A 15,695-nucleotide genomic window follows, 5' to 3' on the forward strand; every position below is an offset into this window, starting at 1 on the left:
AGGCTATAGTATACAAAAAATTACTGTATAAGTCTAAATTATAACATAGGCAATTGACATGATTATGTAATGAATGTTTCGAAAATGAAAATTAATTTTCAAAAAGTAATGTACAATTAGTTGAAAATATGTATAATAGAGAATGTAGTAATTTTTCAGAATAATAGAAAAGGGAGGTCTACTAGTGAAGAAATCAAAACTTTCACTACTTTTAGTGCTATCACTAGTACTTAGCATGTTCTTAGCAGCATGTTCTGGCGGTGGTAAAAAAGACACAAGCTCATCTGATGGCAAAAGCACTGGTAAAACAGAGCAATTAGCAGATAAACAAGAACTTAATGTTTTGGAATCCGCTGAAATTCCTTCAATGGACAGTGTAATGTCTCAAGACACATTAAGCTTTACAACGCTTAATGCTACAAACGAAGGTCTATATCGTTTGGATCCAGATCAAAAAGTTATTCCTGGTGTAGCTGACGGCATGCCAACTTATAATGATGACAAAACTGTTATCACTATCAAATTGAAAAAAGATATTAAATGGTCAAACGGTGACCCTGTTACCGCAAATGACTTCGTATTTGCATGGAGACGTGCAATCGATCCTAAAGTAGCTGCTCCATACGGTGCATACTTCATGGAAGGTAAAATCAAAAATGCTTCTGAAATCGTAGCTGGAAAAGCTAAGCTTGAAGATTTAGGAATTAAAGCATTAGATGATAATACAGTTGAAATCACGCTAGTAAGAGCTCTTCCATACATCGAATCATACTTAACATTCCCATTATTCTACCCACAAAACGAAAAGTATGTTACAGCACAAGGCGCTGATTATGCAAAAGATGCTGCTCACATTCTTTACAATGGTCCATTCAAAATGACTAAGTGGGATGGCCCAACAGGAACTGAATGGGTATTAGAAAAAAATGCAGATTACTGGAATGCAAAAGAAGTTACTCTAAAAAAGATCAACTTCAACGTTTCTAAAGATCCACAAGCTTCCGCAAACGCATATACTGCCGGCGAAGCTGATATTACACCAAAGCTAGCTCAAGCTGCAATCCTTTCACAATTTGAAGGAGCAGATGATCTACTTCGTTACCAAGAGCCATCTATCTGGTGGTTAAAAATGAACGAAAAGAACCCAGCGTTGAAAAATGTTAACATCCGTAAAGCTATCGCACTTTCTGTTGATAAAAAAGCGTTGGTTGATGATGTATTAGCAAATGGTTCAATCGCTGCTGACTTCCTAGTTCCAAAAGGTTTCGCTTTCTTAGATGGTAAGGATTTCCGTGATACTGCTGGAACTTACCTAAAATCTGATAAAGAAAAAGCAGCAGAACTTTGGAAAAAGGGACTTGCTGAAACTGGTCTTAAAGAAGTAAACTTTACTTATGTTGGTCAAGACACTGAAACTTCAAAAGTTACTGATGCCTATATCAAAGACCAATTAGAAAAGAACCTGCCAGGGTTGAAGATTACGATTGAGGCTGTACCATTCAAAATTCGTATTGCTCGTGAAGATGCTGAAGATTATGATTTATTAATGGGTGGTTGGGGACCAGACTATGCTGACCCAATGACATACATGGATCTATGGGTTACTGGCGGAGGCCAAAACCATATGAGCTATAGCAACCCTGAATTTGATAAATTAATCAAAGCAGCTAACGAAGATCTTGTTGCTAAGCCACAAGACCGTTGGAAAGCACTTCAAGATGCTGAGAAAATCTTGTTAGAGGACGATGCTGCTATTGCACCACTTTACCAACGTTCTGTTAACCTTTTGATCAATCCAAAAGTTAAAGGCTTTGCGCACCATGCATTTGGTCCTGACTATAGTTACCAGTGGATTAAAATCACGAAATAGTAGCTATAACTAATCAAATATTAAGAGAGTATATTTTATCGATATACTCTCTTTTTACCTGTACGAGAATTGTCGTAATATGTCGAAAATTTAACTAATTAGGAGGTGTAGGCATGGTCAAATATATACTAAAACGTGTTGGCTATATGATTATTACACTTTTTGTCGTAACATCGCTTACCTTTTTCCTCATGAAGCTAATTCCTGGTAGCCCTTTTAATAACTTCGAAAAGCTTACTGAAGTTCAGCGTAATATCTTACTGAATAAATATGGCTTGAACGACCCCGTGCCTGTTCAATATTACAACTATATGGTGAACTTGGTAAAAGGGGATTTAGGAGTTTCCTTCCAATTTGATAATACCCCTGTAACAGAACTTATCGGTAACCGTCTTGGGCCTTCTGCTCAATTAGGTTTGCAGGCTATGATTGTAGGTTCCATTTTAGGTATCCTATTAGGAGTGTTAGCTGCTCTAAAACAAAATACTTGGATTGACTATGGTTCTACTTTTATCGCAGTAGTAGGTAAGTCTATTCCATCCTTTATTTTTGCTGGTTTGATGCAATACTATATCTCGGTCAAATTAGGATGGCTGCCAGTAATGTTATGGAAAGGGCCGGAGTACACGATCCTTCCCACAATTGCACTCGCTATGTTCCCAATTTCGATCGCGGCACGTTTTATGCGTACGGAAATGGTGGAGGTTTTAGGGTCAGATTATATCACTTTGGCGAGAGCTAAAGGGGCAAGCCGCTGGCAAATTAGCTTTAAGCATGCCTTAAGAAATGCTTTAATTCCAGTTGTAACTGTCTTGGGACCACTAGCAGTTAGCTTAATGACCGGGTCACTAGTTATTGAGCAAATTTTTGGTATACCAGGTATAGGTGAGCAATTTGTTAAATCGATTAATATGAATGATTACCCCGTAATTATGGGAACTAACATTTTATTTGCAGTACTATTTATCGTCGTGATCTTGATTGTTGATATTCTTTATGGAATCATCGACCCACGTATTCGTGTATCGGGGGGGAAAACTAAATGAGCAACAAAGACATAACAATTTCAAAGGATATGTTTGCTCCTGCCCATATAGATCCATCAAAAAGTGAAAAAATTGCAAAGCCGAGTTTAAATTTTTGGCAGGATTCATGGCTAAGGGTCCGGAAAAATAAAGGTGCAGTAGTCAGCATGATAATCCTAGTAATTATGATTATCATGGCATTCGTTGGCCCAATGATTACACCTTATGCCTATGACACGCAAAACACTAAACATAATAATTTGCCACCGCGTATACAAGGATTAGAAAATGTTCACTGGCTTCCATTTGATGGTACCTTGACTAGAAGAGATGGCACTGAATATAACGCCTATGAAGTACGCAAAGTAGATGCTTATTATTGGTTTGGTACCGATGGCTTAGGCCGTGACCAATTTGCACGTGTATGGAAAGGTACACAAGTATCTCTATTTATCGCTTTCATGGCTGCATTAATTGATATGGTTATTGGGGTTGCCTATGGGGCCATATCCGGTTATTTGGGCGGTCGGACAGACAGTGTAATGCAGAGGATCATCGAGGTTATCGTCGGTATTCCGAACCTAATTGTCGTTGTTTTGATGATTCTGGTGTTAAAACCCGGAATTATCCCAATTATTATCGCCTTAACCATTACTGGATGGACAAGTATGGCTCGTGTGGTACGTGCGCAAGTGTTAAAATTTAAGGGCCAAGAATTTGTTTTGGCAGCTAAAACCTTAGGTGCTTCAAATTCATCTATAATTTTTAAACATATGATTCCAAATATGTTTGGTGTCATTATTATTAATACGATGTTTTCCATTCCGAATGCTATTTTCTTTGAAGCATTTCTAAGTTTTATCGGGCTAGGATTACAAGAACCTCATGCATCTTTAGGAACATTAGTCAATTCAGGATTTAAATCAATGATTGCTTTTCCATATCAAATGATTATTCCTTCCATTATGATTGCGTTAATCATGGTGTGCTTCAACCTTGTTGCAGACGGATTGCGTGATGCATTGGATCCAAAAATGCGTGATTAGAAGGCAGGTGGTTGTAAATGGAGAAAATTTTAGAGGTAAAGGATTTAAATATATCGTTTCATACCTTTTCGGGTGAAGTTAAAGCTATTCGTGGTGTGAGTTTTGATTTATATAATGGAGAAACTTTAGCCATTGTGGGCGAGTCCGGTTCAGGAAAATCGGTCACAACAAAATCAATCATGCGTTTACTTCCTGAACATAATTCAGAAATTAAAGGCGGTCAGATTCTTTTCGAAGGCAAAGATTTAACAAAATTAAAAGATAAAGACATGCAAAAGATTCGCGGGAAAGATATTTCAATGATTTTCCAGGATCCGATGACTTCATTAAATCCAACAATGAAAATTGGCAACCAGATTATGGAGCCACTTATTAAGCACCAAAATATGAGCAGGCATGCTGCAAGAGAAAGAGCGGTCGATCTGTTAAAGCTTGTTGGCATTCCGAAACCTGAAATTCGTGTAGAACAATATCCGCATCAATTTTCAGGCGGTATGAGACAGCGGGTAGTAATTGCCATTGCATTAGCTTGTAATCCTAAGGTTCTTATTGCGGACGAACCTACAACGGCACTTGATGTTACCATCCAAGCGCAGATTTTAGAATTAATGAAGGATTTGCAGAAGAAAATTGATACTTCTATTATCTTTATTACGCATGACTTAGGTGTTGTTGCAAATGTGGCTGACCGCGTTGCGGTGATGTATGGCGGGAAAATTGTTGAAATTGGTACAGCGGATGAAATTTTCTATAACCCGCAGCACCCTTATACTTGGGGACTGATTAGTTCAATGCCGGATATGGATACAGATGATGAAGAATTATTCTCTATTCCTGGTACACCCCCGGATTTATTGGACCCGCCTAAAGGTGATGCATTTGCACCAAGGAACCCTTATGTCATGAAAATTGACTTAGAGCAGGAGCCTCCGTTCTTTAAAGTATCCGATACTCATTATGCTGCAACATGGTTATTACACCCGGATGCTCCTAAAGTTGAGCCGCCTGAAGCAGTTAAAAGACGCCAAAATCAGTATGTAGGCACTACAGGTGCAGGCAAATTCCCTGGTTCAAAGGAGGGGAAATAATATGGCACAGAGAGAGAAACTACTTGAAATTAAAAACTTACAGCAATATTTCAATCCCGGTAAGCCAAATGAAGTAAGGGCAGTTGACAATGTCAGCTTTGATATCTTTAAAGGCGAGGTAATGGGACTTGTAGGTGAATCTGGCTGCGGTAAATCCACTACAGGCAGAACGATTATTCGATTATATGATGCTACAGGTGGAGAAGTGTTATATGATGGTGTTAATGTTCATGGGAAAAAGTCCAAGAAGCAATTAAAAGAATTTAACCGTAAGATGCAAATGATTTTTCAGGACCCATATGCTTCTTTAAATCCCCGGTTGAAAATTGCAGATGTTATTGCTGAGGGCATTGATATTCATGGATTGGCAAAAACTAAGGAAGAGCGAATGAATCGGGTTTACGATCTTCTTGAGACGGTTGGTTTGAATAGAGAACACGCCAATCGCTATCCACATGAATTTAGCGGTGGACAGCGTCAACGGATTGGAATCGCCCGTGCTCTTGCTGTTGAGCCTGAATTCATTATTGCAGATGAACCGATTTCTGCATTGGACGTTTCCATTCAAGCACAAGTAGTTAACTTAATGAAAAAACTTCAAAAAGAAAAAGGGTTAACTTACCTGTTTATTGCACATGATTTATCAATGGTTAAATATATAAGTGACCGAATTGGTGTAATGTATTTTGGTAAAATGGTCGAGCTTGCACCTGCAGATGAGCTTTATAAAAATCCACTACACCCTTATACACAGTCACTATTATCTGCTATTCCTGCTCCAGATCCAATTAGTGAGCGAACAAGAAAACGGAGATCATACGACCCAGCATCTCACCAATATGCTGAAAATGAAGTAATTGACTTTAGGGAAGTAACTCCTGGTCACTTTGTTCTTTGTTCAGAAAAAGAGTTTAAACAATATCAAGCAAGTTCTAAAAAATAAAAAAAGAAACGATCTCGATTTATTGAGATCGTTTCTTTTTATCTAAAAAGTGGATTAATGTTTTTTGCCGCCCACCATTTTCCAGCCATTTCTATATTTAGCACTTTCATCTGTAAATTCAGTTCTCCGTTTACCACCGAATATTTTTTCCCCAATACCGTTGGTTATTACCCCCATAAATGCTGTAATCCCAATAATTAATAATGCAACAATCATCAAATCTTTTATGTAATCACCCAACATGAATCCCTCCAAAAAAGCTAATTAGACTAAATAAAAGTAAGGAAAAATCATTCTCTTCTTTATTGTAAAAGAACTCGTAATTTATTGAAAGGAAAAGTTATAAGAAATTCCCCAAAGATTGAATGCGTTTTCATTTGGAGCTATTTAATTGAGAAAAAAAGTTAAGAGTAAATTAAGAGAGGATTTATAAAATTAAGACATTGAAAGATATGTAAAATTATTTATGTATATTACCCACAAAGAGATGATGCTAATTACGAACATTGTAATATTGAAAGTAATATTTATTCTAATTTGCTAGCAAATATACTTAAAAAATATGAAACTTTTTTGTTTATTAATCGTCTAATATCATGTATCCAAAGAAAAATAGAACGTTTTTTCTGTCGATATAATTTTTTCAAAAGGGATACCTTTTTTGGAAACAGTGGTGTATAATTTATGATAGAAATTACTTATTTATAATTATTTTAATTACGAAAAGGGTTTCTTCCACAATAATAATGGGTACATGACTATATAAGATTACATTTATGTAAATTAAAGAGGAGTGTGAAGAACAGATGGTAACACTATACACTTCACCAAGTTGTACATCATGTAGAAAAGCAAAATCATGGTTAGAAGAGCATGAAATTCCATACACTGAAAGAAATATCTTCTCAGAGCCCCTATCCATGGAGGAGATTAAAGAAATTTTACGGATGACTGAGGATGGTACGGATGAAATCATCTCAACCAGATCGAAGACCTTCCAAAAATTAGATGTAAACTTAGACACCATGCCATTGCAGGATTTATTTAAATTAATAAAAGAAAATCCAGGTTTATTGCGACGACCAATTATCATTGATGAAAAGCGTTTGCAAGTTGGTTATAATGAAGATGAGATTAGACGTTTCTTACCTAGAAGGGTTAGAACCTTCCAATTACGTGAAGCTCAAAAAATGGTTAATTAATTAATGAGACCTTCTTTATGGAGGTCTCTTTTGTATAACCAATAAATTTGTATAATATTACTCATTTTGCTATTATAAAAGGAATATCCTATATTAATCGTTAGGCAAAAACACGGTTTTTAAGATTTTATTGTTTTTTATTTCCCATATCAGAACTTTTATCATAAAATGAAAGTACAAGAGTATTTCCTTTTTTAGATGTAAATCATAATAGTATTATCTGCTTGGGGGTATTTAGTCCCTTCAATATGGAAACGGAAGGGAGAGGTTATGATGGAGATTGAACGAATCGATGAATATACTGTGAAGTTCTACATTTCCTATGGTGATATTGAGGAGAGAGGCTTTGACCGTGAGGAAATCTGGTACAATCGAGAACGCAGTGAGGAACTCTTTTGGGAAATGATGGATGAAGTTCATGGTGAGGAAGATTTTGTCGTTGAAGGCCCACTATGGATCCAAGTCCAAGCACTTGATAAAGGGTTAGAGGTTCTTGTTACTAAGGCCCAACTTTCAAAAGACGGACAAAAGTTTGAGCTCCCTATCCCTAATGAAAAAATAAAGGACATTCCCGTTGATGACAAAATTGAAGAGATTTTAGATCAGCATTTTAGCCCTCTTCATACCAATGAAGATGATTTAATGCTTGAGGAAGAATCTTTGGAATTTCTCCTTGCCTTTAAGGATTTTGAGGATATTATTAGCCTATCGAATCGGGAAGGTTTAGATAATTTAGATACGAAGCTTTATCACTTTGAAGGAAGATATTATTTATATACAGAATTTCCGGAAGATTTATATGAAGAAGATGAAATTGATGATATTCTAAGTATTTTACTGGAATATGGTTATGAAACACAATTAACCATTCATCGAATTCAGGAATATGGAAAAGAGATCATGGCGAAAGATGTTTTTGCGGAAGTACGAAAATATTTCAGCTAATAAATATACCGATTTCAAATGTGAAATCGGTCTTTTTATCATTATGAATAATTGAAAATTTTGGCAGGTGAGTACCCTGAAAAACACAGTGAGGGTGATCTTATTTTTAGCGGTTTTGTCCGGATTATTGTTTTTATTTAAAGATCAACTAGAAAGCGGCATTTTTGGTTTTTTAAGTGTATTAATAACACTGTCTGTTATTTTTATAGGTTTTGTCATTTTCTTTGAAAATCGTCACCCGACACAAACCATTACCTGGTTAGTGGTTTTAGGGAGTTTTCCGCTTATAGGATTTATTTTTTATTTATTATTTGGCCGGAATTATCGGAAGGAAAAGATGTTCCGAAAGAAATATTTCCTTGATAAACAAGCGTTCCTAACAGTTGAGGGAGAGGATGATCCAAGAGGTCCGGAGAAACTCAATTTGATGGGGCAGCATCAAGGAAAGTTATTTAAGCTGGCTCAGAAACTAGGGAATAGTCCGATCTCCTTTGATACCGCTACAAAGGTTTTAACTAATGGAGAAGAAACCTTTCAACATATTATCGAACAACTAAAAAGGGCCCGGCATCATATTCACTTAGAATATTATATTGTTCGTCATGATCAGATTGGCCAAGAAATAAAAGAAATCTTAATTCAAAAGGCAAGTGAAGGGGTTAAGATTCGTTTTCTTTTTGATGCTGTCGGTTCTTGGCAGCTCTCTAAAAACTATATTAATGCTTTGAGAAATGCGGGCATTGAGGCCGTTTCGTTTGGTCCTGTAAAATTGCCTTTTTTAAATAATAAATTTAACTTTCGTAATCATCGAAAGATAATTGTCATTGATGGAAACATTGGCTTTGTCGGCGGCTTGAATATTGGTGATGAATATTTAGGCAGAAACAAAGAAATTGGCTTTTGGCGCGATACCCATTTAATGCTCAAGGGCGAAGCAGTCCGAACACTCCAATTAATTTTTTTACAAGACTGGTATTATATGACCAATCATAGTTTCTTAACGGCCGAATACCTTTCACCTCAAATAGATTATAAACATCATGGTGGAGTTCAGCTTATTGCAGGCGGTCCTGATAATGAATGGAGTGTCATTAAAAACATCTTTTTTTCCATGATTGCTTCTGCAGAAAAATCTGTTTGGATTGCATCCCCTTACTTTATTCCAGATGAAGATATATTCTCAGCCATCAAAGTGGCTGCTTTGAGCGGTGTTGATGTAAGACTGCTGGTACCCAACCGGCCAGATAAACGAATCGTTTTTCATGCATCAAGGTCTTATTTTCCGGAACTGCTGGAAGCAGGTGTAAAGGTATACGAATATCAACGCGGGTTTATGCACAGCAAAATTGTTATTGTCGATAACGAACTCGCTTCGATTGGTACCTCTAATATGGATATGAGAAGCTTTCACTTGAATTTTGAAGTTAATGCGTTTTTGTTTCGGACAAAAAGTACAGAAGAGCTTGTTGAGGAATATATCAATGATTTAAAGTTTGCACGAGAGCTCGATTTGGAAACTTTTCAGCAACGGCATATTGGATTTAGAATCTTAGAATCAACTGCTAGACTCTTATCACCACTACTTTAAGTCGTGAAATGTTGAAACTCGTCGAAAAACTGACGAGTTTTTTTTATAATTAAAAGGAAATACAGGGCGATAGTCGAATTAATAGTATAAAAGGAGGGGAATGATTTGTTAACTGCATTAACCAAAACAGGTAAAAAGATTTGTTTAGGCTTTGATTATAGGAAAGAAACACTAATGTCATTGCGTAGCAAAGAAGAATTCGTTTGTCCGATTTGCAGGGAAACGGTTCTGTTAAAACTGGGAGATCAAAGAATCTTTCATTTTGCCCATAAACAGGGTACCCAATGCCGTGAATTTTTTGAAAATGAATCATTTGAACATTTAGCAGGGAAGAGGCAGCTTTTCCAATGGCTTGTTAAACAAAATATTCCGTCCGTGTTAGAATATTATGACCGTAACATCCAGCAACGACCAGATATAATGTTCAAATATAAAGGACAGAAGTTTGCACTAGAGTACCAATGTTCTTCCTTACCAGATAAAGTTTTTAGGAAAAGGACGATTGCTTATTTAGAGAATGGTTACACACCGTTCTGGGTCCTATCTAGCAGCCATCTTCATCAAAAACGTAAAAATCTTATCACATTGTCAAACTTTCATTATTCATTTTTAAGACCTTCATCATCCGGACGACTCTATATCCCCGCTTATGGTCCCGAAAAACAACTCTTTCAACTAGTGGAGTCGATATCTCCCATCTCCATCAAAAACTCTTTCGCACATGTATCATCACTACCAATTCAAACCCTTGCACTAGATTCTATACTAGAACCCAATCATGATTATCCCCCAACCCTAGTAAGCTGGAATAGAGAAATGGAAAGATATATTTTCAACTGGGCGCTTCATCCAAGTGCAGGGGATAGGCCATTTCTGCAGGAGGTCTATAACCAGGGGTTAAACCTCTTTCTGCTCCCACCTGAAATTGGTCTGCCAGTTGCCCATTCTGTTCTTATTCAAACACCTCCGTTTATTTGGCAAATTTATTTATTCGTTGATATTTTAGTTAACAAAAATCCTCAAGACCGTATCTCGCTAAAGGAAATTTATGCTTCCTTTCAAAAGAGAATCTATAAAAAACAGCTTACCATTCGCAACTACCCTCAACTAGATCATGTAAATCCATTCTCGGCAATAATTGAATATTTAGAGCTTCTTGAGAAATTGAACCTCCTAAATAGGAGGGACGACAAGATATTTGAAGTACAAAGGAAAATCTTAATCCCGCAAACAAATCGTGAAAGAGATGAAGCCAAACAGGTTTTCTTAGCTCAATATGATAAAATGTTAGCGAAGTCATAAAGGTGGGAAATTAATACTAATAATCGCCTTTTGGGCATAATATAGTAGGAGGGTATTTAGATTAGTTTTAGAGGAAAAAGGGTAAAAAAGGAGAATATGTTAATAGTAAGTTTTTCCAAGTAAAATGAATGGAGGATAAATAAATGGCCAATGAAACTAAAGTAAAACAGCTGCCAGCAAGAAGTGAAATTCCAGTTGAGGACACATGGAAATTAGAAGATATCTTTGCTAGTGACCAGGATTGGGAAAAAGAATATCAAGAAATTAAGAATCAAATATCTCAGATAAAGCAGTACGAAGGCAAATTAGGAGAGAGTGCTGAAACGCTCTATCAAGCCTTACAGTTTCAAGACAAATTGTTAGAACGGATCGGCAAGCTTTATACATATTCACATATGCGCTACGACCAAGATACAACAAACTCCTTTTACCAAGGCTTAGATGATAGAATGAAAAATCTCTATTCCCAAGCAGCAAGTCAGCTAGCCTTTATTGTCCCGGAAATTCTCTCAATTGACGAGGAGAAGGTAAATAACTTCTTAAATGAACAGCCAGAGTTAAAATTATATAAACACGCGCTGGAAGAAATCAATTTACAAAGACCGCATGTGCTAAGTGCAGAACAGGAAGCACTGTTGGCTGAGGCAAGTGAAATAATGGATGCCTCAAGTAATACATTTGGTATGTTGAATAATGCGGACATAGAATTTCCAACCATTCAAGATGAAAACGGAGAAGAGGTTGAGGTAACTCATGGGCGATACAGCCGCTTCTTAGAAAGTGCAGATCAGCGTGTTAGACGTGATGCTTTTCAGGCTGTATATAAAACCTATGGAGCATTTAAGAATACATTTGCAAGTACACTTAGTGGGAATGTAAAAAAGGATAATTTTAATGCGAGAGTTCGGAAATATGATTCAGCAAGACATGCGGCATTATCAGCAAATAACATACCAGAAAGTGTTTACGATAATTTAGTTGAAACCGTAACGGAAAATCTTCATTTGTTACATCGTTATGTAAAGCTGCGGAAAAAGGTACTTGGGCTTGAAGAACTTCATATGTATGATTTGTACACACCGCTGGTGAAGGATGTAAAGATGGAAATCAAGTATGAGGATGCAAAGGATTTGGTAATCAAGGGTCTCGCACCATTAGGGGAGGAGTATTCGAAAATCCTAAAAGAAGGATTCGAAAACCGCTGGGTGGATGTCCATGAAAACAAGGGCAAACGCAGTGGTGCCTATTCATCCGGTGCCTACGGTACTCATCCATATATCTTGATGAACTGGCAGGATAATGTAAATAATTTATTTACGCTTGCCCATGAATTTGGCCACTCTGTGCATAGCTTTTATACACGTAAAAATCAGCCGTATGCATACGGGAATTACTCGATCTTTGTGGCAGAAGTGGCTTCAACTTGTAATGAGGCACTGCTTAATGACTATTTATTAAAAACCATTGAGGACGAACAAAAAAGGATCTATCTATTGAATCACTATTTAGAGGGCTTTAGAGGAACTGTGTTCCGTCAGACTATGTTTGCTGAATTTGAACATCTAATCCATCAAAAGGCACAAAATAATGAGGCATTGACTGCTGATTCTTTGACTGAGGCTTATTATGCTTTAAATAAGAAGTATTATGGTGAAGAAGATATTTTGATTGATGAAGAAATCGGTTTGGAATGGGCAAGAATTCCGCATTTTTATTACAATTATTATGTCTATCAATATGCAACTGGGTTTAGTGCAGCCACAGCATTAAGCAAACAGATTTTAGAAGAAGGCGAGCCGGCTGTGAAGCGGTATATTGAAGAATTCCTAAGTGCTGGAAGTTCCGACTATCCAATTGAAGTCCTTAAAAGAGCAGGAGTCGATATGACCAGTGCTGCCCCAATTAAGGATGCATGTAAGGTATTTGAAGAAAAATTAAATGAATTAGAAAAACTATTAGGATAAGAAAAGCAAAGGCACCCGATTAGCGCAATTTAATAGTAGCGGGACGCTGAAGCTGGATAACGAACCAAGATATAGCTTATCAAAAAAAGGATGGGGCTCAAGGGCTCCATCCTTTTAAAAACCTCTAAACCGCCTCCGATCATTTAGATAAACAATTAAAATTAGAATGGATATAAACAGAATAGGAAAACTCAGCAGCATGGGGAAAATGTGTATCAATGCCAGGAGATTAAGAAAAAAGGCAATAATAATAAAAAGAATCATGATAATATAAGGTAATTTGCTCATAAAACTTCCACCTTTTCTATTACTTATAGTAATATCTATTGTCGATTAGGTGAATTTATTACTTTTTGACAATTATGTGAAATAAAGCACAAACTTATTGTCACATGCTAATCCCGCATGGTATATTTTATACGTGAAGTTGATCACAACAAACATATACCCCTTTGTTTGACCGTGAAAAATTTCTCCCATCCCCTTTGTTCGTAATAATAGAAAAATGCCTTGCAGCCGTAAAGCTGCAAGGCATTTTCGTTTCCAATGGATATAAGTAAAGACCTTAAGAACAGCTCTGAGGCTGAACTAGAAGGTGATTGATGAATAAATTTTACTTACTCTGTTGATTGAAGCATCTGGAGGGGAATTGAACAGACGAGATTAATGTAAAAAAAACAAATGTCAATCATTGTGATGACATTTGTCTATTCATCAATATATCGCCAAAAGGTACCGTATTTTGCCGGTATTTGCTCAACCACCTGTTTCAACAAAAGCTTCTTCATTTCCCGTTCAATTTGCGAAATAGACATATTATAAACAACAGCAATTTCTTTAGAAGCAACAAGCTTAAAAAATTTAAGAAAAGCTTCTAGTGGCGGTGGTGGAGATTTTTCAGGGCTTTCAGAAAGCATCTCTTCTAGAATTTGTACATATACCTCATAGGGGTACGAACCGGTAATTTTAATTCCTTCATCCTCAATATTTTCATTAAAAAATACGAGGGTTGGAATTTCATTTACATCCATTTCAGAAGTTATTTTTAAATCACATTGAAAGGCTTTGGCCGCGCTGTCGGAATGAATATCTTTCATGAATTCCTCGACATCTAAACCAGAATGATCCGCACATTTCTTTAATACCTCAAGGTTTGAAGGGTTCTGTTTTTCTAAAAATAACATTTCCTGAATTTTGCGGAAGAAACGTAATCCCGCTCGTCTACCCTGTAATTCTGCAGCTTTAATCGCAATTGAAACAATGTAAGGATTATCAATCGGATTCTCCAGCCAAAGTGTACCATCACATGACATTCCTGATCTGCTGCCTGTTTTTTCCCAAACTTGAGCGATATTCTCATAATTCTTCTTTTTACTCAAATTTAAATTTGCTAATCGGCCACTTAATACATGTTTTATGGAAAAGTACCGGCCGTATTCAATTTTAAGTTTTTTGAGAATCGGCTCTAATGCCCAGCATTCGGGACATAACGGATCAATAAACATATAAATTTCGATTGGCTTTTTTTCATTGCCTCTGAAATGATTCTTGGGAACAGGGGATGAAGAATTATTCACGATTTTCACCCATAATCTCACCATCATCAGGCGTGTTAATCATATGTTGAGCCGTAAGGTTTAGCCGCGCGTAAAATTCTTCCCTTACCGGTCCTTCTAATCCGATGAAATCCATTGCTTTCTTCATACAGGACAACCAAGCCGTTGCACGGGTGGGGGTAACTGGAAATGGCAAATGACGTGCTCGCATCATCGGGTGACCATGTTCTTCTGTATAGAGAGGAGGACCTCCTAAATATTGGGTTAAAAACTGCTTTTGTTTCCGGGCAATTTCTGAGAATTGATTTGGAAATATGGGCGCAAGGTCAGGATGTTGTGCAACAAGGCTATAGAAAGTGTCGACAAGACGGTGTAATGTATCTTCACCAATTACTTCGAATGGTGTAAGCTTTTTATCAATCATGTTGACAACTCCTTTCATCTATATTGTATTCATATTTTAACAATGCCCAATTCATATCTCAAATGAATTGCCTTGAGAGGACGGATTTTTAAGCTGTATATTTTTTTATATAAAAAAAAGCTGAGGCTAATTCATTTTGTTTGTTTATTTTTTTGGTTATAAAAGCGTTGGACTTTATTGTCGGTATGACGTTCTGGGATCTTAAATCGGTTTAGAAGGGCATGAAAGTTTATTAGGCCTTCCTGATAATCTTTAACTTCATATTCTATTTCATAATCTTCGTGCTGGAGATAAATACTGTGGTCAAGAACGAGCAGTCCATTCTCATAGACAATTTCAGCCCGATTGGTGACCAGTGAGCCAAAATATTCAATCTTGGCAAACGGGATGTTATTTTCTTCAATTAATTGTTTTATTTGTCCCCCTGGCAGACTGCCATTATGAATAGCTGCAGATGCTTCCTCAATGGTTAATCTTTGATTAGTTTCAAGAAGCCCAATTTCTCTTGGCTGTTTAAGAGTCATTACATAGTCTGTGCCTTTTTTTCGAATCCTTAATGCACATTTAATATTCTTTAACGCAAAATCAGCTGTATCAAAGTATAAGTTCTCCTGTGTGAAAATCTGATTGTCCGTTATGTTAAACGCCACTAAAATTCTTTCATATTCTGCTTTTGTGAGCAGGTTTTTAAACTCAATTTCGATATTTTGTGACATCCGATTTCTTCCTTTCACCAAATAGA

General features: G+C 36.6%; 14 protein-coding genes. 10 read left to right on the forward strand and 4 right to left on the reverse strand.

Going from position 1 to position 15,695, the window contains the following annotated elements; translation table 11 throughout:
- Positions 1 to 184: 184 nt before the first annotated feature.
- The 5 genes from V7077_RS04540 (at position 185) to V7077_RS04560 (ending at position 5,972) form a co-directional block, all read left to right on the forward strand.
- Positions 185 to 1,870, forward strand: a complete 1,686-nt coding sequence (locus V7077_RS04540; protein ID WP_335498721.1) for a peptide ABC transporter substrate-binding protein — start codon at positions 185 to 187, stop codon at positions 1,868 to 1,870.
- 113 nt (positions 1,871 to 1,983) lie between these two features.
- Positions 1,984 to 2,916, forward strand: a complete 933-nt coding sequence (opp3b, locus tag V7077_RS04545; RefSeq protein ID WP_335498723.1) for an oligopeptide ABC transporter permease — start codon at positions 1,984 to 1,986, stop codon at positions 2,914 to 2,916.
- Entirely contained in the window at positions 2,913 to 3,941 is a 1,029-nt protein-coding gene (opp3C, locus tag V7077_RS04550; RefSeq protein WP_335498725.1) for an oligopeptide ABC transporter permease, read from the forward strand. The genes opp3b and opp3C overlap by 4 nt, the downstream gene beginning before the upstream one ends.
- A gap of 17 nt (positions 3,942 to 3,958) precedes the next feature.
- Positions 3,959 to 5,029 carry an ABC transporter ATP-binding protein gene (locus V7077_RS04555; protein ID WP_335498727.1) on the forward strand — a complete coding sequence of 357 codons (1,071 nt, stop codon included), beginning with the start codon at positions 3,959 to 3,961 and terminating at the stop codon, positions 5,027 to 5,029.
- A 1-nt stretch (position 5,030) separates the two neighbouring features.
- Positions 5,031 to 5,972 carry an ABC transporter ATP-binding protein gene (locus V7077_RS04560; protein WP_335498730.1) on the forward strand — a complete coding sequence of 314 codons (942 nt, stop codon included), beginning with the start codon at positions 5,031 to 5,033 and terminating at the stop codon, positions 5,970 to 5,972.
- 54 nt (positions 5,973 to 6,026) lie between these two features.
- Here V7077_RS04560 and V7077_RS04565 read toward each other — a convergent pair whose 3' ends face one another.
- Positions 6,027 to 6,215, reverse strand: a complete 189-nt coding sequence (locus V7077_RS04565; RefSeq protein WP_335498733.1) for a hypothetical protein — start codon at positions 6,213 to 6,215, stop codon at positions 6,027 to 6,029.
- 563 nt (positions 6,216 to 6,778) lie between these two features.
- On the opposite strand from V7077_RS04565, the gene spxA reads away from it, so the two are divergent.
- The 5 genes from spxA to pepF all read left to right on the forward strand — a co-directional run bounded on the left by spxA (position 6,779) and on the right by pepF (position 12,973).
- Positions 6,779 to 7,174: a transcriptional regulator SpxA gene (gene spxA / locus V7077_RS04570; RefSeq protein WP_205178781.1), complete on the forward strand. Its 396-nt coding sequence runs from the start codon at positions 6,779 to 6,781 to the stop codon at positions 7,172 to 7,174.
- A gap of 273 nt (positions 7,175 to 7,447) precedes the next feature.
- A complete protein-coding gene (gene mecA / locus V7077_RS04575; RefSeq protein ID WP_335498902.1) occupies positions 7,448 to 8,119 on the forward strand; it encodes an adaptor protein MecA in 672 nt (223 codons plus the stop codon).
- A gap of 76 nt (positions 8,120 to 8,195) precedes the next feature.
- Positions 8,196 to 9,707, forward strand: coding sequence for a cardiolipin synthase (gene cls, locus V7077_RS04580; RefSeq protein ID WP_335498904.1), 1,512 nt, complete (start codon positions 8,196 to 8,198; stop codon positions 9,705 to 9,707).
- A 105-nt stretch (positions 9,708 to 9,812) separates the two neighbouring features.
- Positions 9,813 to 11,009, forward strand: coding sequence for a competence protein CoiA (locus V7077_RS04585; RefSeq protein ID WP_335498739.1), 1,197 nt, complete (start codon positions 9,813 to 9,815; stop codon positions 11,007 to 11,009).
- A gap of 143 nt (positions 11,010 to 11,152) precedes the next feature.
- On the forward strand, positions 11,153 to 12,973 hold the full coding sequence (pepF, locus tag V7077_RS04590) for an oligoendopeptidase F (RefSeq protein WP_335498742.1): 1,821 nt from the start codon (positions 11,153 to 11,155) through the stop codon (positions 12,971 to 12,973).
- Between the two features lie 707 nt (positions 12,974 to 13,680).
- On the opposite strand, the gene V7077_RS04595 is transcribed toward pepF, so the two are convergent.
- From V7077_RS04595 to V7077_RS04605, 3 genes are all read right to left on the reverse strand, one after another.
- A complete protein-coding gene (locus tag V7077_RS04595; protein WP_335498744.1) occupies positions 13,681 to 14,559 on the reverse strand; it encodes a ClpXP adapter SpxH family protein in 879 nt (292 codons plus the stop codon).
- Positions 14,543 to 14,953: a globin gene (locus V7077_RS04600; RefSeq protein ID WP_335498907.1), complete on the reverse strand. Its 411-nt coding sequence runs from the start codon at positions 14,951 to 14,953 to the stop codon at positions 14,543 to 14,545. The genes V7077_RS04595 and V7077_RS04600 overlap by 17 nt, the downstream gene beginning before the upstream one ends.
- A 131-nt stretch (positions 14,954 to 15,084) precedes the next feature.
- Positions 15,085 to 15,669 carry a CYTH domain-containing protein gene (locus V7077_RS04605; protein WP_335498748.1) on the reverse strand — a complete coding sequence of 195 codons (585 nt, stop codon included), beginning with the start codon at positions 15,667 to 15,669 and terminating at the stop codon, positions 15,085 to 15,087.
- Positions 15,670 to 15,695: the final 26 nt, after the last annotated feature.

This window comes from Neobacillus vireti (genome assembly GCF_036962465.1).
Taxonomy (GTDB): domain Bacteria; phylum Bacillota; class Bacilli; order Bacillales; family Cytobacillaceae; genus Neobacillus; species Neobacillus vireti_B.

Coding starts and splice junctions, on each gene's coding strand:
- opp3b (WP_335498723.1), top strand. CDS start 1,984: ATGGTCAAATATATACTAAAACGTGTTGGCTATATGATTATTACACTT.
- opp3C (WP_335498725.1), top strand. CDS start 2,913: ATGAGCAACAAAGACATAACAATTTCAAAGGATATGTTTGCTCCTGCC.
- V7077_RS04555 (WP_335498727.1), top strand. CDS start 3,959: ATGGAGAAAATTTTAGAGGTAAAGGATTTAAATATATCGTTTCATACC.
- V7077_RS04560 (WP_335498730.1), top strand. CDS start 5,031: ATGGCACAGAGAGAGAAACTACTTGAAATTAAAAACTTACAGCAATAT.
- V7077_RS04565 (WP_335498733.1), bottom strand. CDS start 6,215: ATGTTGGGTGATTACATAAAAGATTTGATGATTGTTGCATTATTAATT.
- spxA (WP_205178781.1), top strand. CDS start 6,779: ATGGTAACACTATACACTTCACCAAGTTGTACATCATGTAGAAAAGCA.
- mecA (WP_335498902.1), top strand. CDS start 7,448: ATGGAGATTGAACGAATCGATGAATATACTGTGAAGTTCTACATTTCC.
- pepF (WP_335498742.1), top strand. CDS start 11,153: ATGGCCAATGAAACTAAAGTAAAACAGCTGCCAGCAAGAAGTGAAATT.
- V7077_RS04600 (WP_335498907.1), bottom strand. CDS start 14,953: ATGATTGATAAAAAGCTTACACCATTCGAAGTAATTGGTGAAGATACA.
- V7077_RS04605 (WP_335498748.1), bottom strand. CDS start 15,669: ATGTCACAAAATATCGAAATTGAGTTTAAAAACCTGCTCACAAAAGCA.